The sequence below is a fragment of the Bacillales bacterium genome, assembly GCA_035700025.1.
Classification (GTDB): Bacteria; Bacillota; Bacilli; order Bacillales; family DASSOY01; genus DASSOY01.
The window spans coordinates 20,795-40,355 of the sequence record DASSOY010000076.1 but is presented as its reverse complement, the minus strand read 5'-3'; the positions used below and the strand labels follow the sequence as shown (position 1 = coordinate 40,355).

18 protein-coding genes and 1 riboswitch are annotated in these 19,561 nt (G+C 49.1%); of the genes, 4 read left to right on the top strand and 14 right to left on the bottom strand.

Going from position 1 to position 19,561, the window contains the following annotated elements:
- From VFK44_13865 to VFK44_13855, 3 genes are all read right to left on the bottom strand, one after another.
- The coding region (locus VFK44_13865; protein ID HET7629456.1) for an alpha-ketoacid dehydrogenase subunit beta at positions 1 to 630 on the bottom strand (630 nt) is incomplete at its 3' end.
- A gap of 3 nt (positions 631 to 633) precedes the next feature.
- Complete coding sequence (gene pdhA, locus VFK44_13860) at positions 634 to 1,677, bottom strand: pyruvate dehydrogenase (acetyl-transferring) E1 component subunit alpha (protein HET7629455.1); 1,044 nt, start codon at positions 1,675 to 1,677, stop codon at positions 634 to 636.
- A 358-nt stretch (positions 1,678 to 2,035) separates the two neighbouring features.
- Positions 2,036 to 2,764, bottom strand: a complete 729-nt coding sequence (locus VFK44_13855; protein ID HET7629454.1) for a YkyA family protein — start codon at positions 2,762 to 2,764, stop codon at positions 2,036 to 2,038.
- Between the two features lie 171 nt (positions 2,765 to 2,935).
- On the opposite strand from VFK44_13855, the gene VFK44_13850 reads away from it, so the two are divergent.
- Together VFK44_13850 and def are read left to right on the top strand one after the other, a co-directional pair.
- Positions 2,936 to 3,319, top strand: a complete 384-nt coding sequence (locus VFK44_13850; protein ID HET7629453.1) for a YjcZ family sporulation protein — start codon at positions 2,936 to 2,938, stop codon at positions 3,317 to 3,319.
- 142 nt (positions 3,320 to 3,461) lie between these two features.
- Positions 3,462 to 4,016, top strand: coding sequence for a peptide deformylase (gene def / locus VFK44_13845; GenBank protein HET7629452.1), 555 nt, complete (start codon positions 3,462 to 3,464; stop codon positions 4,014 to 4,016).
- Positions 4,017 to 4,047: 31 nt separating this feature from the next.
- On the opposite strand, the gene VFK44_13840 is transcribed toward def, so the two are convergent.
- Positions 4,048 to 4,821 (bottom strand): Cof-type HAD-IIB family hydrolase, encoded by a 774-nt coding sequence (locus VFK44_13840; GenBank protein HET7629451.1) that lies wholly within the window; start codon positions 4,819 to 4,821, stop codon positions 4,048 to 4,050.
- A gap of 12 nt (positions 4,822 to 4,833) precedes the next feature.
- Positions 4,834 to 5,745: a DMT family transporter gene (locus VFK44_13835; protein HET7629450.1), complete on the bottom strand. Its 912-nt coding sequence runs from the start codon at positions 5,743 to 5,745 to the stop codon at positions 4,834 to 4,836.
- A 614-nt stretch (positions 5,746 to 6,359) separates the two neighbouring features.
- Here VFK44_13835 and VFK44_13830 point away from each other — a divergent pair.
- Together VFK44_13830 and rnjA are read left to right on the top strand one after the other, a co-directional pair.
- Positions 6,360 to 6,566 carry a DNA-directed RNA polymerase subunit epsilon gene (locus VFK44_13830; protein ID HET7629449.1) on the top strand — a complete coding sequence of 69 codons (207 nt, stop codon included), beginning with the start codon at positions 6,360 to 6,362 and terminating at the stop codon, positions 6,564 to 6,566.
- Positions 6,566 to 8,233, top strand: coding sequence for a ribonuclease J1 (gene rnjA, locus VFK44_13825; GenBank protein HET7629448.1), 1,668 nt, complete (start codon positions 6,566 to 6,568; stop codon positions 8,231 to 8,233). The genes VFK44_13830 and rnjA overlap by 1 nt, the downstream gene beginning before the upstream one ends.
- Positions 8,234 to 8,297: 64 nt before the next feature.
- Here the strand turns inward: rnjA and VFK44_13820 are convergent, their stop codons facing one another.
- From VFK44_13820 to VFK44_13780, 9 genes are all read right to left on the bottom strand, one after another.
- Positions 8,298 to 8,969 (bottom strand): TrkA family potassium uptake protein, encoded by a 672-nt coding sequence (locus VFK44_13820; protein ID HET7629447.1) that lies wholly within the window; start codon positions 8,967 to 8,969, stop codon positions 8,298 to 8,300.
- Positions 8,970 to 9,036: 67 nt separating this feature from the next.
- Positions 9,037 to 9,993, bottom strand: a complete 957-nt coding sequence (locus tag VFK44_13815; protein HET7629446.1) for an ABC transporter permease — start codon at positions 9,991 to 9,993, stop codon at positions 9,037 to 9,039.
- Complete coding sequence (locus VFK44_13810) at positions 9,990 to 10,916, bottom strand: ABC transporter ATP-binding protein (GenBank protein HET7629445.1); 927 nt, start codon at positions 10,914 to 10,916, stop codon at positions 9,990 to 9,992. The genes VFK44_13815 and VFK44_13810 overlap by 4 nt, the downstream gene beginning before the upstream one ends.
- 109 nt (positions 10,917 to 11,025) lie before the next feature.
- Positions 11,026 to 12,498, bottom strand: coding sequence for a heme ABC transporter ATP-binding protein (locus VFK44_13805; protein HET7629444.1), 1,473 nt, complete (start codon positions 12,496 to 12,498; stop codon positions 11,026 to 11,028).
- Positions 12,491 to 13,513, bottom strand: a complete 1,023-nt coding sequence (locus VFK44_13800) for an iron ABC transporter permease (GenBank protein ID HET7629443.1) — start codon at positions 13,511 to 13,513, stop codon at positions 12,491 to 12,493. Before VFK44_13800 ends, VFK44_13805 begins: the two co-directional genes overlap by 8 nt.
- Positions 13,500 to 14,468 carry an ABC transporter substrate-binding protein gene (locus tag VFK44_13795; protein ID HET7629442.1) on the bottom strand — a complete coding sequence of 323 codons (969 nt, stop codon included), beginning with the start codon at positions 14,466 to 14,468 and terminating at the stop codon, positions 13,500 to 13,502. The genes VFK44_13800 and VFK44_13795 overlap by 14 nt, the downstream gene beginning before the upstream one ends.
- 119 nt (positions 14,469 to 14,587) lie before the next feature.
- Positions 14,588 to 14,780: riboswitch (cobalamin riboswitch) on the bottom strand.
- 88 nt (positions 14,781 to 14,868) lie between these two features.
- On the bottom strand, positions 14,869 to 16,680 hold the full coding sequence (locus VFK44_13790; GenBank protein HET7629441.1) for an ABC transporter ATP-binding protein: 1,812 nt from the start codon (positions 16,678 to 16,680) through the stop codon (positions 14,869 to 14,871).
- Positions 16,681 to 16,822: 142 nt separating this feature from the next.
- The gene (locus tag VFK44_13785) at positions 16,823 to 18,589 is read right to left on the bottom strand and encodes an ABC transporter ATP-binding protein (GenBank protein HET7629440.1); all 1,767 of its coding nucleotides are present in this window, start codon (positions 18,587 to 18,589) and stop codon (positions 16,823 to 16,825) included.
- 226 nt (positions 18,590 to 18,815) lie between these two features.
- Positions 18,816 to 19,364, bottom strand: coding sequence for a peroxiredoxin (locus VFK44_13780; GenBank protein ID HET7629439.1), 549 nt, complete (start codon positions 19,362 to 19,364; stop codon positions 18,816 to 18,818).
- Between the last annotated feature and the right edge of the window lie 197 nt (positions 19,365 to 19,561).

Here is a 19,561-nt window from a genome sequence, read left to right as displayed (position 1 = left end):
AGTGACGATGGTTACATCGCTGCCTTCGCGAACCACGTTGGCTTTGCCGATCTCCACCGTGTATTCTTCTTCCGGAACTTCTTTCCGGAAAGAACGGTAAAGTTTCATATGTTCAAGGAACAATACCGGATCGTTATCCCTGATCGCCGAAATCAGCAATCCTTTTGCGTCATAAGGGCTTGAAGGAATGACCACTTTCAGCCCAGGAGCTTGCGCGAACAAACCTTCCAAACTGTCGGAGTGAAGCTCAGGCGTTTTCACGCCGCCGCCGAACGGGGCGCGAATGACGACGGGAGCTTCATAATGGCCGCCTGAACGGTAGCGTAAACGGGCAATCTGGGAAACGACCGCGTCCATCGCCTCGAATACGAACCCGAAAAACTGGATTTCCATGATCGGGCGGTAACCTTGAAACGTCAATCCGAGCGCGAGACCGCCGATCCCCGATTCGGCAAGCGGGGTGTTGAACACGCGGTCGTCCCCGAATTTTTCGGCAAGTCCTTCCGTCGCCCGGAATACGCCTCCGTAATTTCCGCCGACGTCCTCGCCGAAAACGAGCACGTTTTCATCGCGCTCCAATTCCGTGCGCATCGCGTCGTTTATGGCTTGAATCATTGTCATTTCCGCCATGGCTTACTTCGACTCCTTTGCTTCGTATTCTTCCAGCTGCTCTTCAAGATTGTTCGGCAACTTATCGTTCATGATTTTGATCAAATCGCTCACTTTTTGTTTCGGTGCGCTGTCCGCTTCCTTCAACGCTTCTTTAATCTCTTTCTTCGCTTTTTCGACCACTTCTTCTTCCTGTTCATCCGACCACAAATCTTTGTCTTTCAAATATTTGCGGAAACGGACGAGCGGGTCGCGCTTCTCCCATTCGTTTTCCGATTCTTCGGAACGATAGCGCGTCGGATCGTCTCCCGACATCGTGTGTGGACCGTATCGGTAAGTGATCGTTTCAATAAGCGTCGGACCGCCTTCCTCGAGCATTTCTTCACGCGCTTTCTTCGTGATCGCGTACATGGCGAGCGGATCCATCCCGTCTACCCTGTAACCGCGAATGCCGGCCGCCACCGATTTTTGCGCAAGCGTTTTTGCTGCCGTTTGCGCCGAAACCGGGACAGAAATCGCGAATTGGTTGTTTTGCGAAAAGAACAGCGCAGGAGCTTGGTAAGCGCCGGCGAAGTTGAGCCCTTCGTAAAAATCGCCTTGTGACGTAGCCCCGTCGCCAAAATAACAAACAGCGATGTTCTTCTTGCCGCGTTTTTTCAGTCCGAAAGCAACGCCCGCGGTTTGCGTGCATTGAGCGGCAATGATGATTTGCGGCATAACGACGTTCAAGCCTTCTGGAATTTGGCCTCCCTTGAAATGGCCTTTTGAGTAGAGAAACGCTTGCGACAACGGCAATCCGTGCCATACGATTTGCGGAATGTCGCGATAGGACGGAAGCAGCCAGTCTTCTTTGTCAAGCGCGAACTGGCTTCCGAGCATTGATGCTTCCTGTCCGGCCACGGGCGCATAAAAACCGAGGCGGCCTTGACGGTTCAAGGACACCGCGCGTTGATCCCAAATGCGCGTATACACCATGCGATGCATCAGTTCTTTCAATTCATCGTCCGACAATTCGGGCATTTCGTCTTTGTTGACTACCTCGCCGTCCGGGGAGAGAATTTGGAACATCTCAAATTGTTCCTCCGCTTTTTCCAATGGTTTTGTACTCAAAATGTTCACCCTTCCTTTCAATTTATGTACTCCGCTTGTTGCCACTGCCATTGTTCTCGTTATAGCTTTTCCCGTCCAAGAAATCGTATAATCGTGCAAACGCCTGCAAGAAACTGTGCTACTCATGTTCTCATCGTTCACTGATACAATCGGACTGTACTTAGTTTACATGAGACACGATGGATTGGTCAATCAATTGAAGTTTTATCGTCGTCCTGTCCAGATTCGTCAATTTTTCAAAACTGTTATAATACAATAATGAATTCTGTATTACTTTTATGGCACAAAAAAAGAACGTCGCTTGCTCACGTCCTTTTCATTCGCCTTGCTCATATTTCACGTCGAGACCAGCCTGTTCATAAAAGGCTTTTTTCAACTTGTTGTATTTTTTTGTATAGGCATTAAAATCTTTGTTTTTGCTCAAGATTTGTTTATACGCTTCATTAATTTCAGCCACTTGTTTTTTGAGGGCGCTCTGCTCTGTTTCCTTCTTTTGCAGCATGTCGTAAAGCTCGCGGTCCAGTTTCACGGAACGCAAGTAGATTTCCGTCAAATCCGAAAACGCATCGTGGCGGTGCTGCATCGTTTCGATCATCGCTTCACCTTTTGCCTTCAATTGTTCGTCTTTCGCATTTTTCACAAGCGGAACGATCTCGCGAAATTGCTCGTACGCCTTGTCGATCACATCTCTCTCCTGCTTGATGAGATTTTCACGATCCGCGGCGAGTTGTTTCGCTTCCTTCGACATGGACACCATTTGTTCGAAGTGATTCATATCAAGGTTGATGATCTTCTCATATAACTGTTCTTCTTTCGTTTCCTTGTCCGTCAGCTGTTGTTGGAGTTTCACGAAAGTTTGTTCCGTTTTTGCCGATTTCTCCAACAGCTCATACACTTTTTCCCCGGTTCCCGGACCAAACATACAGCCGGACAAGGCTGTCATAATAACGGCAATTACGGAAATGGACTGCAACATCGCACGCAACAAGATCATCTCTCCCCAAATAAAACTTGATACAATTTCCACAGACGATGATTCAATCATATAAGGTTTTCCTGACGTTGGCAACTGCCTATTTTTACTTGTTGAACTTCCCTTGGACGCAACTTTCCGCCTCAAAAAAACGATGGATTTTCTCGTTTTGGGCAATGGTCCATACCGGCGGCTATCCCAGGGCATAGGTTAATGTATATTCAACAAGGAGGTTGTTTATTTATGGGCAGTAAAGCTCCAAACTATGGAAATCCGCAATTCGTAAGCCCGGAATCGTTCGGACCGCAAACGGCAGGTGCTGGATTCTCGGCTGGTTCGCCATACGGTCCGCAGTTTGCCGGACCCGAATCGCACGGACAAATGATCAGTCCGGCCATGATGTACGGGGTATCCCCTGCAACTCCCGCCGTATTCGGACCGCAAACGTACGGCGCCTTTCCTTATGCAGGCATGCCGTTCGCCGGATACCCGTACGCAGCAGGTGCCGCCTTGCCGTGTGGTAAAGGAGTTGCGGCAGCACCCGCGGTGCATGGCCAAAACCCGTTCGCGTTAATCGTCGTGTTGTTCATTCTTCTTATTATTATCGGCGCGGTACGCGTTTATTAACAGAAGCGAAAACGGGAGCCCGGCTTCCGTTTTTTTCGCTTTCTTTCCCGTCTCCTCAGATGCTACATAAAAAACCGTATGGTAAACTATATATGTAAGAATAACGGAGTTTATGTGCTTGCCTTGATAGGAGTGTTGAAAGATGTTGACGATGAAAGACATCATTAGGGAAGGTCATCCGATGTTGCGGCAAACGGCGCAGGAAGTAACGATGCCGCCGACAGAAGAAGAAAAAGAAACGCTGGCGGAAATGCTGCAGTTTTTGAAAAACAGCCAAGATCCAGAAATCGCCGAAAAGTACGAGCTTCGCCCGGGCATCGGCTTGGCAGCGCCGCAAATTGCGATCGGCAAAAGGATGATCGCCCTTCACCTGACCGACGAAAACGATAAATTATACAGTTATGCGTTGTTCAATCCGAAAATGATCAGCCATTCCGTCGAGAAATCTTATTTGGAAGGCGGGGAAGGCTGCCTGTCCGTCGATCGCGATGTGGAAGGACTCGTTCCCCGTCATGCGCGAATCACCGTGACGGGACACGACTTGCATAAGGGTGACGTGAAACTTCGTTTGCGCGGGCTTCCTTCGATCGCATTCCAACATGAGATCGATCATTTGAACGGCATCATGTTCTACGATCGAATCGACAAACAAAACCCGAATCAAGCACCGGAAAACAGCCGGCCAGTCGGACGTTAGCCCGTCGTCTTCGTGCGCTCCCGCAGCCGATTCATAACAAAGCCAACTGTTTCAACCCGTAAACGATTCCATCTTCATCGACGGTTTTCGTTACGAAATCGGCGGCGGCTTTCGTTTCCGGCTGTGCATTTCCCATCGCAACGCCGATGCCGGCAAAACGAAGCATTTCGATATCATTAAGACCGTCTCCGAACGCGATAACGTCCGCTTGATCGACTTCGAATCGTTTAAGCAATGCCTCGATGCCTTTGGCTTTTGAACCCCCCGCCGGAATCACATCAAGTGAATAACGGTGCCAACGAATGAAATCAAGCGCCTGATCGCCCTCTCTATACGACGGTTCCTGTTCCTCCGTACAAAACAGCAATGCTTGATACACGTCGGCAAGTTGCGGATAAGTTTCGTCCACTTCTGGATAAGTAAACCGCAACTCGGCGAGGCTTTCTTGAATGTGCGGATGGCCGGGATGATTCGCCTTCATCGTTTGGTCGTCGAGAAACACCATCGGATGGCCGTTTGCAGCCGCTTTCCGTTCTAACGCAAGCAATCGCTCGCGCTGCAACGGGTTTGACAACACGACTTCGCCAGCAGACACGACGAACTGCCCGTTGAAGCTGACATAACTGTCGATCCTAAGTTGACGGCGAAGCATAGTGAACATGAACGGCGCGCGACCGGTAGCAATTGCGACGGGAATCCCTTTTTCGTTTAACGTGCGCACCGCTTCCGCCGCCGAGCGGACCAACTGTTTTTCTTTATCAAGCAATGTGCCGTCCAAATCGAAAAAAACCATCTTTTTCGGCAAAGGTTTCTCCCCCTATCGATAAGCAGCCGTCTGTTGGGCTTCGTTTTGCGAATCCTTGCGGTTGTTTCTTTTTCCTGACAAATAGACACCGGCGAAAATGAGTAACAGTCCGGCAATCAAGTTCGCGGAAAGCGGCTCATCCAGCAGCCACCATCCCCAAAACATCGCTGTGACAGGAACCAAATACGTCACGTAAGTGGCGAATTCGGCGCTTCCTTGTTGCACCATGAAAAAGAACAACAAATAAGCCACCCCCGAACCGAACACGCCGAGTCCAACCGCGGCCGCCGCCGGCGGCCAAGCCGTAAACACATCATACGAAAACCCATTCGCAGCAAATGTCGCCGCCGCCGACACGATCATCCCGACCGTCAACGTTCCTGCGGCGATAACTAACACTGGAACACCGGATAGAAACCGTTTCGTAAATTGGGACGCAAACCCGTAACAGAGCGACGCCAATACCATCGTCCCAATGCCGACGAAATCATCGCCGAGCAAATCGGTGATGTCGAAATTCATCAACAATAAAATACCGACAAAACCGACGAAAATGCCGACCCATTGTTTCAACGACAACCGGACCGAAAACAAGGCGAAGCCGACGACACTTGTCCAGATCGGCGTCGTCGCATTCAAGATTGACGCCGTGCTGCTCCGAATCGTCGTTTCGCTGAGCGCGATCAATGTCCACGGAATGGCAGCGTTCATCAGGCCGACGATGACGAGCGGCTTCCACGGCAATCGGGACAGCTTCAATCGGCGGATATTGAATACTATCACAGCATACAACGGAATCGCCCCGAACGAACAGCGAAGAAAGACAATTTCCCACGCTCCTGTGTAACTGGTTAAAATTTTAATGAACAAAAAAGACATGCCCCAAATGATACTCAAACCGACTAATGCAGCGTACAGTTTCATTCCAGCCCTTCTTTCCAACAACGTAACTTGCTTTATCGATTCCCTTTCGGCCGACAAAATCATTATACCTTGACAAAACATCAGGCGCAGCCGAAAATCGGGCAGCGCATGAACAATGCCATCATTATAAAAGCGCGATGTGCAAAATACAATTGCGGAAGCTTCGAACTGCGGCGCGAATGGCAGCCATTTCCACGAAAAATTGACGCCGTCCTGTACATAATAATAACCAAAAACCCGGAACAAAGGAGTGACAAACATGCTCAAACGCGTCAAAGAAAAAATAGTTCGACGTTGGCGTGATTTGCTCGCGAAAAACCGGATTGCGCAATTTTAAATTTGCCTGCCCGCAGCCCTCCCTGGCCCGCCAAGGAGGGCTTTCGCAATAAATTTCTCTCCAAAACATGAAAATCATAGCGATTTCCTTTATAATAGAAAATAGATCGCATTGTCCGGCGGCTTAAATGATTGAGCCAAATTTGCGTGGGGATGTTCCGGCATCGGCAGAATGCCTGAACGCGACGGTGACCACGCTGCTTTTTCACGAACAAATTCGGACGTTGGAGGGACAAGTTAAATTAGAAATTCAGCAATGGGTTAAGAGAGGTTTTACAATGATTTACAAAGTGCTTTATCAGAAAGACCAAGCGATTCCTCCGGTTCGTGAACGTACGAACAGCTTGTACGTCGAAGCGGAATCCGTGCGTGAAGTTCGCCAAAAGTTGGCGGACCGCCGTTACAACATTGAATTTATTCAAGCACTTGACGGAACGCACTTGGAGTTTGAACAACAGTCAGAACAATTCGAAGTGGAGAGATGATATTGAAAGTGAAAAATCACCAAACCTCGATTTTCGCCCTTGGCGGGCTTGGGGAAATCGGGAAAAATACGTATGCCGTTCAATTTCAGGACGAAATTATCCTGATTGACGCCGGCATCAAGTTTCCAGAAGACGAACTTTTGGGAATCGACTATGTCATACCCGATTACACGTATTTAGAGAAAAATCGCGATAAGATTAAAGGGTTGTTCCTTACACACGGACACGAAGATCACATCGGCGGGATTCCCTATTTGCTGCGTGCAGTCAACATTCCGATTTACGGAGGCAAGCTCGCACTCGGCCTTCTCCGCAACAAGCTTGAGGAACATAAGCTTTTGCGCCGCACGAAGATGATCGAAATTAACGAGGACGATGTCATCAAGTTCAATAAAACCGCCGTGACCTTTTTCCGGACGACGCACAGCATTCCGGATTCATACGGAATCGTCGTCAAAACACCTCCGGGCAACATTGTCCATACAGGAGACTTTAAATTTGATTTCACCCCTGTCGGTGAACCGGCGAATTTAACGAAAATGGCGGAAATCGGCAAAGAAGGCGTCATTTGTTTGCTGTCGGACAGCACGAATGCGGAAGTGCCCGACTTTACGATGTCAGAACGAAAGGTCGGCGAAAACATCGCAGATATTTTCCGCAAGGTGAACGGACGCATCATTTTTGCAACGTTTGCGTCAAACATTCACCGCTTGCAGCAAGTTGTTGAAGCTGCCGTGCAAAACAAACGCAAAGTCGCCGTATTCGGCCGAAGCATGGAGGCTTCGATTCGCATCGGACAGGAGCTCGGTTACATCCGCGCCCCGAAAAATACGTTCATCGACGCCAATCAATTGAACAAATTGCCGGCCGACCAAGTAACGATTCTTTGCACCGGCAGCCAAGGCGAGCCGATGGCCGCCTTGTCCAGAATCGCCAACGGTACGCACCGGCAAATTCAAATCATTCCCGATGACACTGTCGTGTTTTCATCTTCGGCAATTCCGGGCAATGCGGTTAGCATCAACAAAACGATCAATCAGCTGGTGCGAGCCGGCGCCGATGTCATCCAAAGCACGTTGGACGACATTCATACGTCCGGCCACGGCGGCCAACAAGAACAAAAGTTAATGTTGCGGTTACTAAATCCGAAATTTTTCATGCCGATTCACGGGGAATTTCGCATGTTGAAGACGCACGTGAAACTGGCGAAGGATTGCGGCATACCGGAAGACCATTGCTTTATCATGGATAACGGCGACGTACTCGCACTCGACGAGAACGAAGCAGCCCTCGCCGGAAAAGTACCGTCCGGATCCGTCTATGTGGACGGCAGCGGTATCGGCGACATCGGCAACATTGTTTTGCGCGATCGAAGAATTTTGTCTGAAGAAGGGCTTGTCGTCGTCGTCGTCAGCATCAATATGAAAGAACACCGGATCGTCTCCGGCCCTGATTTGATCTCGAGAGGATTCGTTTACATGCGGGAATCGGGTGACTTGATCAACGACGCCCAAGTATTGTTGGCCGAGCATTTAAATACCGTCATGCAACGGAAAACGACACAATGGTCGGAAATCAAAACGGAAATTTCCGACATTCTCGCACCATTCTTGTACGAGAAAACAAAACGGCGTCCGATGATTCTGCCGATCATCATGGAAGTATAGCCGAGCCCCCGGAAATGCGTGAAACCGCCGCCTGAAAATCAGGCGGCGGTTTTTTATGTTCGAGTTAGTCACCATCAAGCAGTTGTTTTTCCAAACGATTAATGTCTTCGTCCGCGCCGATAACGATCAAAATGTCGCCGCGATGGATCACTTGATTCGGCGAAGGCGATACATTGATCTCCCCTTCTCGCTTGATGGCGACAATGTTGACGCCGTATTTGGCGCGCACATCAAGTTCGATGATCGTTTTCCCGTCCATTTTCTTGCTGGCGATCACTTCGACGATGCTGTGTTCATCGGAAAGCTCCAAATAATCGAGCACACTGTTTGAGGTGATATGATGTGCGATTCGAACCCCCATGTCTCGTTCCGGATGGACAATTTGGTCGGCGCCGATTTTGCGAAGCACTTTTTCGTGATAATCGTTTTGTGCTTTTACAGTAATATGATTGACACCCAATTCTTCGAGAATCAAAGTCGTCAAAATACTCGCCTGAATGTTGTCGCCGATCGCCACGATCACGTGATCGAAATTGCGGATGCCGAGGCTTTTCAAGGCCGCTTCATCCGTCGTATCGGCGATGACGGCATGGGTAGCGATCGATGAAAATTCGTTAACCCGATCTTCGTCCAAATCAATCGCTAACACTTCAAGCCCTTGATCTGACAACGTTTTGCATATGCTTCCACCGAACCGGCCGAGGCCGATTACCGCAAATTGTTTCTTCACTGCCATTCCTCCGCGACTTTGCATAATGGTTCTAATGCTTTCATCATATCATAAACCACTCGCAGACCGCTCATTACGAAGCAATATCGCGTTTGTTAAATACCCACCATGTGATCAGCAAGAAAGCAGCCGTGTACATAAGATCTGCGGCAATCGAAAAAGACAAAGTCATCCCTTCAATTACGCCTTCTGTATGATTCCCGTAATACGATAAATACAAGTTCGGGAATAACGTATACTTCGCCCAATCGTAGCGAGACAAAAAGGTCGTCAATACATTCATCGAGAATAAAAGGAAGATGCTGAAGCCGATCGCCAGTCCGCTGGTGCGAAACAGCGTGGAAATCATAAATGCTATCGTGACGATGAAAACCGTGCTTAACAATTGCAGGCCGAACATTTTCAAAGCATACAAGCTGACGATATGTTTTTCGATTTCGCCGTCGCCGGATATCGTCAACGATGCGTAATCGAAGCTTTCGAAACCGAATAATACGCCGCCGACAACCCATGAAGCGATTATCAGTTCGGCACAAAACGCCAGACAAAGCAATAAAATCGCCGCGTATTTGGACAATAAAATTTGCCAGCGTCGAAACGGACGAATCAACAACATTTTAATGGAACCCCACGTAAATTCGCTCGCCACCACATCGCTCCCGACAAGGACAACAAACAAGGTGACGACCGACATGAGCACGGTACTGTTGGAAAAAAACGTCCACACGTTTGTCCGAAATGGGTTCAGGTCGTGTTCGAGCTCGTATTCCCGCAATTTAATTTCATTGGCCAATCGTTCCTTAATTGCAGGCGGGGCGTCTTCCATATCTTTTAAAGCCCTTCGATCATTCTCCAACTGCGCCTGCACATTCGCTCGCCAGTCCTCTTCCCCTGCTTTGGCGGCATTTTGCATTTCAAATACCGAAAAGGCCGCAAGCAGAACAAGCAAAATGACGGCCAAAATCCACGTTCGGGGACGCCGGTAAATTTTCATATTTTCGTTCGCTACAAGCGCCGCTAACGATTTCATTTCGCTTCCCTCGCTTTCGTCATTTCCAAAAATTTGTCTTCGAGCGAGTTCTTTCGTATACGAATGCCGTATACGGCGATTCCGGCTTTGACTAATGCAGCATTCGCTTTCGGTATCGTTTCTCTTTGAAGGGCGGCCGTAATTATATTCCCGGCCGCCGACACTTCGGATTCCCCTGTCCATTCGCTCAGCGATTGCGCCGCCTGTTCCGGATCATCGACCTCAATGTCAACCAACATTTCCGTATTTGTCGAATGATCCGTTAATTCGGCCACGGTACTCACGTTGATCAATCTTCCGTCTTGAATGATCGCCACCCGGTCGCACATGAGCTGCATTTCCGACAACAAATGGCTCGAAATGAGCACGGAAATGCCTTCTTTCGTCAATTTCCGCAAATATTCACGAAAATCATAGATGCCTTGCGGGTCCAAACCGTTCGTCGGCTCGTCCAAGATCAACAAGGAAGGCGAATGTAAGACAGCTTGGGCGACACCGAGCCTCTGTCTCATGCCGAGCGAGTACGTTTTCACTTTTTTATGAATCGCGCTTTCCAATTCGACGAGCCGAACGATGTCCATGATTCTTTCGTCGCTGATTTTCGTTCTCGTCATTCGAGCAAAATGCTTTAAATTTTTATAACCGGTCAGAAATTTGTACATTTCAGGATTTTCCACGATCGCCCCCATTTCGCTCATCGCTTCGATCTTATGCGTGTCCGTATCCATCCCGTTCACACTCACCGACCCGCCCGTTTTTGAAATCAAACCGACGATCATACGAATCGTCGTCGTTTTGCCTGCGCCGTTCGGCCCAAGCAGCCCAAAGATTTCCCCTTTGCGAATCGTAAACGATAAGTCGTCAACAATCAGCTTTTTACCGATTCTTTTTGTCAGCCCTTTCAATTCGAGTACCGTTTCCATGATTCCCCTCCCTAATTCCCTTATGTTCTCCATAATGTATCAACGTTTACCCATACGCAAAAGTTTCAGCCGACACGGAAAAACCTTGCCTCCGTTTCAGAGACAAGGGTTATTCGAACGGCTTTCGGCTGTTTTCAATTGCTTGCACTGCACATTCATAAAAGACGGACGCGATCGCTTTTCCAATCGTCGTCGCTGTTCCTGCGTACGGGAAAGACATTCCGCGCTGCGATGCGGCGACGGCCAAACTGTCGGTAGCCGTTCCGGTGGCGATCGTGTTCGTCACTGAATCGAACACGCGCAATTGCTGCAACGCTTTCGTTTTCGCCTCCGTTGCCGTCATCACCGCCTGAATAAACGCTTCCTCCGACAAAACGCCGTCGACGAAAATCCACCCGTTAATCGTACCGGGCTTAAACGGCTGCAGCGGATGCTCAAATGCCTGCGAAACGTCGACAGCGTCACCGACCCCGGCCGTCACGAGACAGAATAAAGAAAAACCGTCGCCGGAGTAAGAGCGTACGGCCATATGGCGCAAATCGGCGGAGGTCATCATCGCAACCGATTCCGAAGGCGATAAACCGCGCTTCAGCAACCAGTGCTTCATTTCCGCAGACGGATGCATGTCCGCATAATCCGCGGCAACCGAACGGTTCACGAAACATCGCTTCCACCCCGAACCTGAACCGACAACGGCCGACGAAAGCGTCTTGAAAGGGACCGGGCATTCCAATTTTATCATGTCATCCGATCGCGTCACTGTGAAATTGGCGACCGGAATTCGTTCTTTCTCGATCTTGAGTTTTTTCGGATCGATCGACAACACCGGCTTCGGCAAAGCCGGATGGTAAGAACGAAGCACATCAGTGCCGTACACGTTCCGAACGGTTTCTTCTTTCAGCACATCGTTCGGGGAAGCGAGTGCCGACTTCTTGCCGTGATCGAGCAACAATACGCGGTCGCAATACAGTGCTGCCAAATTCAAATCATGAAATACGGCGATCACCGTCAACCGACGCTGCTTCGCCAACGCTCTCAATCCGTCGAGCAGCTGTTTCTGATGACGGATATCCAGATGGTTCGTCGGTTCATCAAGCAGCAAAAGTTCCGGCTGCTGCGCCAGTGCCTGGGCAAGAAAAACCCGTTGTTTTTCCCCGCCGCTCAGTGAATTGACGTCTTGATCGGCAAAAGTTTCGATGCCGGTTTGTTTCATTGCTTGTTGCACCTGAACCTCGTCTTCTTGTGTTGAAGAGCCGAACCAGCCGTTGCGATGCGGATATCGCCCCATTCTTACCACTTCTTTCACAGAAAAGGAAAAAGACGTATCGACAAATTGCGGCAAAACCGCGATTTTGCATGCCAATTGCTTGGGCGAATACCCTTCAATCGGTTTTCCATCGAAAACAATCGTCCCTTTTAAAGGGGGCAAAGCGTTCGTCAACAATTTTAACAGCGTCGTTTTTCCGCTTCCGTTCGGTCCCAATATCCCGAACATTTCTCCTTTTTTAACGTGAAACGTAAGATCGTCAATCACGGGATCCCGGTGGAGGTATCCGCCGGTCAATCGATGAATTTCAAGCATTGCGGCCCCTCCTCTGTTTAAGCAGCAACAAGGCAAATACCGGCGCGCCGATCAAAGCAGTGATGACGCCGACAGGCAGTTCAAGCGGAGCGATGATTGTGCGGCTGACCAAGTCGGCAATCATGAGAAACGCAGCCCCGATGAGCACGGACAACGGCAGCAAATGACGATGGTCGGATCCACTTACAAGCCGCACGAGATGCGGTATGACGAGTCCCACGAAGCCAATCGTGCCGGAAACGGCCACGGCGGCACCGGTGAGCAGCGAAGCGGCGATGAGTACAGCGAACTTCCTCGCCCTGACGTTTACGCCCAAATGACGGGCACGCTCTTCGCCGAACGTAAGCGTGTTCAGCTCGGTGCTGTTCATGAAAAGAATGAAACAGCCGAGCACGAAAAACGGCAGAATCATGAATGAATAGCTCCAATCCCGCATGCCGACGCTGCCGAGCAGCCAGCCGATGATCGAACGAAGCTGTTCGCCGGTGAGCGCGATCATGAGCGAGATGAGGGAGCCGAGAAAAGAGCTGAAGATAATTCCGGTCAGCACGATCGTTTCGACCGACATGCCGCGATTCACGATTCGAGCAAACGCGAGGACGAAAACAAGTGTGACAAACGCAAAAACGACACTCACGAGCGGAAGGGTGAACGCGCCGAGCAGCGGAATGGTCAGCTGAAAAAACAACACGATAACGGCGCCGACGGCGGCTCCCGAGGATACGCCGAGGGTGTAAGGATCCGCGAGCGGATTTTTCAAAAGCCCTTGGAAGCCTGCGCCGGCAACGGCGAGTGACGCACCAACGAAACCGGCGAGGACAACGCGGGGAAACCGGATGTTGAACAGGATGCTTTCGTAAACCGGATCCACCGCGGCGGAATGACCCGTGAAAACGTTCATAAGCACGGAAATAGGAATAGGTACGCTTCCGACGGCAACGCCGAGCAAGAGCGCAGCCGCCAGAACCAATAATGCGAACAGGTAAGAAAAAAACAAGCGATTATTGAAAAACATTAGGATAAACCGTCTGCGCCAATTTTTCCAATCCCTTCGTCAATCGCGGTCCGGGCCGTGACACGAGGTCGCTGTCGACAGCATAGACTTGATGATTTTTTACCGCGGCAACCTTTTGCCAGCCTTCACGGGAAAGCACTTTTTCAACCGGATGTTTCACGAAATTTCCATACGTCAGCACAATGACGTCGGGGTTTTTCTTCACGACTGCTTCCGGCGAGTACTTGACCCAGCCTTTTTGGTCGGCGGCGATGTTCTTGGCATGGATCGTTTCAAGCATTTGGTTCATGAACGTGCCCGTACCCGTCGTATATATATCTGGAGCCGGGGAGACTTCCACCCACACGGATTTTTGTTCGCTGTCGGAAACGGTTGACGCCTTCGCCTTGATGCCGGCAATCGTTTCTTTCATATGCCGAATGATGTCACCCGCTTTCTCGGAAGTTCCCGTAACTTTCCCAATCAATGTAATGGAATGATAAACGTCTTTAAAATTGCTTGATTCATTCACGGCGACAACTTGAATGCCGGCCTTGCGAAGCTGATCCAATGCATCTTTATGGCTCGCGAGTTGGGTTTCGTAAGCCAGCACTACATCCGGTTTCAAGGAAATGATTTTTTCGACATTGAAATGTTGACCGCCGATCTTTTCAACGGCTTTCACTTCGGCCGGATAGTTGTCGAACTTCGAAACGCCGACCACCCGGTCGCCGGCACCGAGCGCATATGTAATTTCCGTATTGCTCGGAATCAAGGAAACGATCCGTTCCGGTTTTTGCTTAATCGTGACGTCTTGTCCGGATGCATCGGTCACCGTTACTGGAAACGGCGAAACGGCCGTCTGCGCCTGTTGTTTTTCTTTTTCAGCAGCGTTCGTGGGGTTTGACGATTCAGAGCTGCAAGCCGTTACTATGAGTGTTAGTGCGATTAGGAACAATGCCGTCCATTTTTTCATCGTAAACCTCTCCCTTTTCGTAAAAAAATAAAAACATCTCCTTGAGGAGATGCCTGTGCATGCAAAACAATAAGCCGGTTTCCTGCGGCTTCCTACACCCCCCTATCCACGTAGGCTGTGTCGGTGCTCAAAAAACGGGCAGGTCTCCTGGCTCATGTTCATCGCGTTCTGAAGCCTTCCCGTCTTTCGACAGTGGCGCGTTTCAGAACGCTCCCATTTACAGTGGCGGGACCGCGCCGGACTTTCACCGGACTTCCCTTTTCATGACCGTTTCGCTGCTGAAACGAGTCAACCCGATTTTCTTAATCGACAATATGCAATTCGTTTCTATCATATCCTTATGCGAGAACACCGTCAAGGAAGAAACCCCCCTTCGCTCGTACGCGAAGAGGGGTTTGAATCAACTGACGTCCATCATTTGAAATTGGCTGACGACAAGCTCGTAATACTTCCCGCCTTGTTTCATCAATTCATCATGGGTGCCCGTCTCAAGAATGTTTCCGTGTTCCAGCACGACAATTTTATCCGCGTCGCGAATCGTTGAAAGTCTGTGGGCGATCAACACCGACGTTCTTCCTTTAAGCAATTTCTCCATCGCTTTTTGAATAATGATTTCTGTTTCCGTATCAATCGATGCCGTCGCTTCATCGAGAATTAAAATTTTCGGATCGGCCAGCAGCGCGCGTGCAAAAGACAACAATTGCCTTTCACCAACCGACAACACGTTCCCGCGCTCTTCTACTTCCGTATGAAAACCGTTGCTCAAGTTGCGGATGAACCCGTCAGCGCCGATCGCTTCCGCGGCTGCGATCACTTCTTCATCCGTTGCGTCCGGACGCCCGAACCGGATGTTATCCATGATTGATCCTGAGAAGATGAACGTATCTTGCAATACGGTGCTGACATTTTTCCGGAGATCCTCAAGCTCATAGTCCCGTAAATCACGGCCGTCCAGCGTAATGCTGCCTGCTGTCGGATCGTAGAAACGTCCGATCAAGTTAGCAATCGTCGACTTTCCAGAACCGGTATGGCCGACGAGCGCCACTCGTTCACCGGCTTTCATTTCCAGATTGATGCCGTTGAGCGCCATTCGTTCATCGTCATACGTGAATTCGACGTTGTTGAAGGAAATGTGGCCTTTCACATTGTCCAGCAACAAAGGATCCTCGACTTGTTTCACGTTCGGTTTTTCATCAAGAAACTCGAAGATGCGTTCAGATGAAGCCATTGCAACGAGCAATTGATTGTACATTTGCCCCAGCCGGGAAATCGGTTCCCAAAACATGCCGATGTAAAAAGCGAACGAAACGAACACGCCGATTCCGATATCGCCTTGTTGGATCAAATGCGCCCCGTACCAAACGAGGATGGCTGATCCGATGGCGTTGGACATCTCGACGAAAGGGCGGAAAACCGCGTTCATGCGCGTTGCTTTTCTCCAGCTTTCGCGATTCTCCGTGTTCAAATGTGTGAAAAACTCCATGTTTTCTTTTTCCTGCGTGAACGATTGCGTGACTCGAATCCCTTGAATGCACTCGTTCAAGTGCGAGTTAACCTTTGCCCGTTTGATGCGCACATCTTGCCAGGCGCGGCGAATTTGCCTTCGCAGTTTCGTGGAAATGAAAAACATGATCGGCATGATGATCATTACGGCAATCGCCAATTTCGGGCTGAGCACAAACAAGATGACCACGATTCCGCCGAGCATGACGACGTCCATCAACAAATTGATAATCCCGTTCGTAAACAATTCTTGCAGCGAATTGACATCGTTAATGATCCGCACGAGAATCGATCCCGCGGATCGGGAATCAAAAAATCGGTGGGATAAGTATTGGACATGATTGAACAAATGTTTGCGCAAATCATGGATCACGTATTGCCCGATCTGGTTCGTCCATAAAATCCGGAACCGGTTGGCGAACAAGTTGACGATGTACATCGCCGTCGTCACCGCAACGAGGAATGCAAGCAATCGATAGTCGTCGTTGGCCAGCGCATGATCGAAAGCGTACACCCCGATAATGATCGGCACAAAAAGCCGCACCGCCGTTGCGACAAGCAAGGCGATAATCGATTTTGGCAGCATCGACTTTGCGTAAGGTTTCATGTAGCTGAGCAACCGCCCCATTTGCTGCCAGTTGAACGGTTTCTCGATCACTTGATCTTGTTTATAATAAAAGCGTTTGTGAATCTGATTTGATTTGGCCATACACCCGCCTCCTACTTAATGATTCGCGACTCTTGAAAGGTGATCGTCACAGCGAAGGGGGCAACCGAATGATCAGGAATGCAATGATGCCTCCGGCTGTCCCGACGCCGTCCGCCGGGCTGAAACCCACCCGGCACTCCCCTTACCGCTGCTGGTTGACGCGTTGATTCTGCATGACGTCTTGCCGGTCGCGATATTGAATATCGTAAATTCGTTTGTACAACCCTTCGTTTTGCAACAATTGTTCATGGGTTCCTCGTTCGGCGATTGTGCCGTCTTCAAGGACAAGAATTTCGTCGGCATGCTGCACGGAAGAAATTCGGTGCGCGATAATGAATGTCGTTCTGCCGCGCATCAGTTCCCGGAAAGCACGCTGGATTTTAAATTCGGTCTGCATGTCGACCGCACTTGTGGCATCATCCAAAATTAAAATACTTGGATTGACGAGCAACGCGCGAGCGATTGCAATCCGCTGTTTCTGCCCCCCGGAAAGGCCCATGCCCCGTTCGCCGAGCATTGTATCGTATCCTTTCGGAAACGAGGTGATGAATTCGTGCGCTTGTGCCCTTTTGGCCGCATCAATAATTCTTTCCATCGACGCGCCCGGATCGCCGTAAGCGATATTGTCTCGGATGCTCGTCGAGAACAAGAATGTCTCTTGCAAAACGAATCCGAGATTTTCCCTTAACGTTTTTAAAGAATGGTCTCGAATATCTTTCCCGTCAATCAAAACTTTCCCTTCGGTCGCTTCGTAAAATCTTGCAATCAACTGCGTGATCGTTGACTTCCCTGCTCCGGTCGCTCCCATCAATCCGATGACTTGCCCCGGTTTCGCTTCGAAATCAACGTCTTTCAAGGCGTACGTATTTTCGTTCGGGTATTGCAAACTGACATGATCAAACGTGACTCGCCCGTCGAGACGTTCTTTCTTAATCGCCTGCGGCAACGTTTGAATGTCTTCCGGTTCATCCAAGATTTCCAACAATCGTTCGCCCGATGCCTTCGCTTGAGAATATGCGTTGATGATAAATCCAAGTTCAATCACCGGATCCATGATGTACCAAACGAGGCTGAAGAAGGCGACAAGCGCGCCTGGACTCAAAGTGCCGTGCGCCACTTGCCAGCCGCCGAAACCGAGCAACAACACGACTGTCAAATCACCGATCAATTCCATAAACGGAAAATATTTAGCCCACAATCCCGAAGTGAACAAATAATTTTCTTTATAACGGTAGTTTTGACTGCCGAACCTTTCGATCTCAAAATCTTCTTGCGAAAGTGCTTTTACAGTGTTCACACCGCTCACGTTCTCTTGCACCCGGGTGTTCAAGCTCGCCAGCGAACGTCTCACTTTGCGAAATGCTGGATGAACCCTTTTGTCAAACTGGTAAACAGTCACCGCCAAAAAGGGCGTCATGAGCAACGTGATCAATGCCAATTCCCAAGAGTAAGAAAACATGATAACGAGACTGAAACCTACCATTAAGACAAAACGAAACAATTGTGAAAATCCGAATGCGAGAAAGTTGCCGAAGCCCATCACGTCCGCCGTCAAACGCGACATTAAATCACCGGTATGGGCGTTGTCGTAAAAACGAAACGGCAAATACTGCAATTTTTTATATAATCCTTGACGTAATTCATAGATGGCACCGATGCTGAACAAGTTCACCCAATATGATTGCAAATAAGCCGTAAACCCTTTTAACATCATGATGACGACGAAACCAATTGCGAGATACGGAATCCACTCGTAATGATCGGCCTTAATTCCTTTGTCGATGGCCAATTGCAAGACGACCGGATAAAGAACCGTAATCGCGGTTACGATCATCAGAAAAAACATCGATCCGAAAAAATACCGTTTGTAAGGCAAATAATACTGTTTCAATCGCTTAAATGTCTCCAAAAAACTCCCACCACCTTTTTATACTGAGAAATCGTTCCATCACGACACAGTAACTATTAATATATCGGAAACCGAAATAAATTACCACAATTTTTTCTCTTCAAAATCATCACGTTGTAAGCCCTTATCAAAAAACTTGCACCGTTCTTCACTTTTGGTGCCAATCGACCGGTGAAAACAAAAAAAGGCCTAACACGAGGTTAGACCTTTTTCGAAAAATGATGGATTAAACGGACAGCGTTTCTTGTCCCGGTTTCCAGTTCGCCGGGCAAAGTCCGCCGGTTTGCAGAGCCTGCAAAACGCGCAACGTTTCATCGACATCGCGGCCGATGTTGTTGTGGTTAACGACGGAATATTGAAGTTCGCCTTCTGGATTAATAATGTACAATCCGCGTAAAGCGACACCTTCTTCCTCGATGAGCACGCCGTATTCTCTTGAAACCTTTTGGTTGTGATCGGCGGCGAGAGGATAATTCAGCTGTCCCAAACCGTTGTCATCTCTCGAAGTGTTGATCCAAGCCAAGTGAGTGTGAACCGTGTCGGTCGAAACGCCGATCACTTCGGCGTCAAGATCTTCAAATTCTTCGTATCGGTCACTGAGTGCCGTAATTTCTGTCGGGCAAACAAATGTGAAGTCCATCGGGTAGAAAAAAAGCACGGTCCATTTGTCGTTTTTCATGTTCTCTTCCAAGCTGACTTTTCCAAATTCCTTATTCGGCAGCACCGCATCCATTTCAAAACGCGGAGCTTGTTTTCCAACCATGCGTTCTGGCATTTGAAATCCCTCCATATATGTATTTCCCCTGAAACGGGATCCTTTCGTTACCGGTAGCCATTATAATACAAGATTACATTTGAGTCAATATCAAATGATAATAAATCTAAATTAAACAAAGAACCTTTTTCTTTTTTAATCTTACCCGAAAGCGACATAAATAAACCAATCATATGCTCGTTCCTCCTTTTCGAGCA

Excerpts from the sequence above, each read along its gene's own strand:
- pdhA (HET7629455.1), bottom strand. The coding sequence starts at position 1,677 with ATGTTCCAAATTCTCTCCCCGGACGGCGAGGTAGTCAACAAAGACGAA.
- VFK44_13855 (HET7629454.1), bottom strand. The coding sequence starts at position 2,764 with ATGATTGAATCATCGTCTGTGGAAATTGTATCAAGTTTTATTTGGGGA.
- VFK44_13850 (HET7629453.1), top strand. The coding sequence starts at position 2,936 with ATGGGCAGTAAAGCTCCAAACTATGGAAATCCGCAATTCGTAAGCCCG.
- def (HET7629452.1), top strand. The coding sequence starts at position 3,462 with ATGTTGACGATGAAAGACATCATTAGGGAAGGTCATCCGATGTTGCGG.
- VFK44_13835 (HET7629450.1), bottom strand. The coding sequence starts at position 5,745 with ATGAAACTGTACGCTGCATTAGTCGGTTTGAGTATCATTTGGGGCATG.
- VFK44_13830 (HET7629449.1), top strand. The coding sequence starts at position 6,360 with ATGATTTACAAAGTGCTTTATCAGAAAGACCAAGCGATTCCTCCGGTT.
- VFK44_13820 (HET7629447.1), bottom strand. The coding sequence starts at position 8,969 with ATGGCAGTGAAGAAACAATTTGCGGTAATCGGCCTCGGCCGGTTCGGT.
- VFK44_13815 (HET7629446.1), bottom strand. The coding sequence starts at position 9,993 with ATGAAATCGTTAGCGGCGCTTGTAGCGAACGAAAATATGAAAATTTAC.
- VFK44_13810 (HET7629445.1), bottom strand. The coding sequence starts at position 10,916 with ATGGAAACGGTACTCGAATTGAAAGGGCTGACAAAAAGAATCGGTAAA.
- VFK44_13805 (HET7629444.1), bottom strand. The coding sequence starts at position 12,498 with ATGCTTGAAATTCATCGATTGACCGGCGGATACCTCCACCGGGATCCC.
- VFK44_13800 (HET7629443.1), bottom strand. The coding sequence starts at position 13,513 with ATGTTTTTCAATAATCGCTTGTTTTTTTCTTACCTGTTCGCATTATTG.
- VFK44_13795 (HET7629442.1), bottom strand. The coding sequence starts at position 14,468 with ATGAAAAAATGGACGGCATTGTTCCTAATCGCACTAACACTCATAGTA.
- VFK44_13790 (HET7629441.1), bottom strand. The coding sequence starts at position 16,680 with ATGGCCAAATCAAATCAGATTCACAAACGCTTTTATTATAAACAAGAT.
- VFK44_13780 (HET7629439.1), bottom strand. The coding sequence starts at position 19,364 with ATGCCAGAACGCATGGTTGGAAAACAAGCTCCGCGTTTTGAAATGGAT.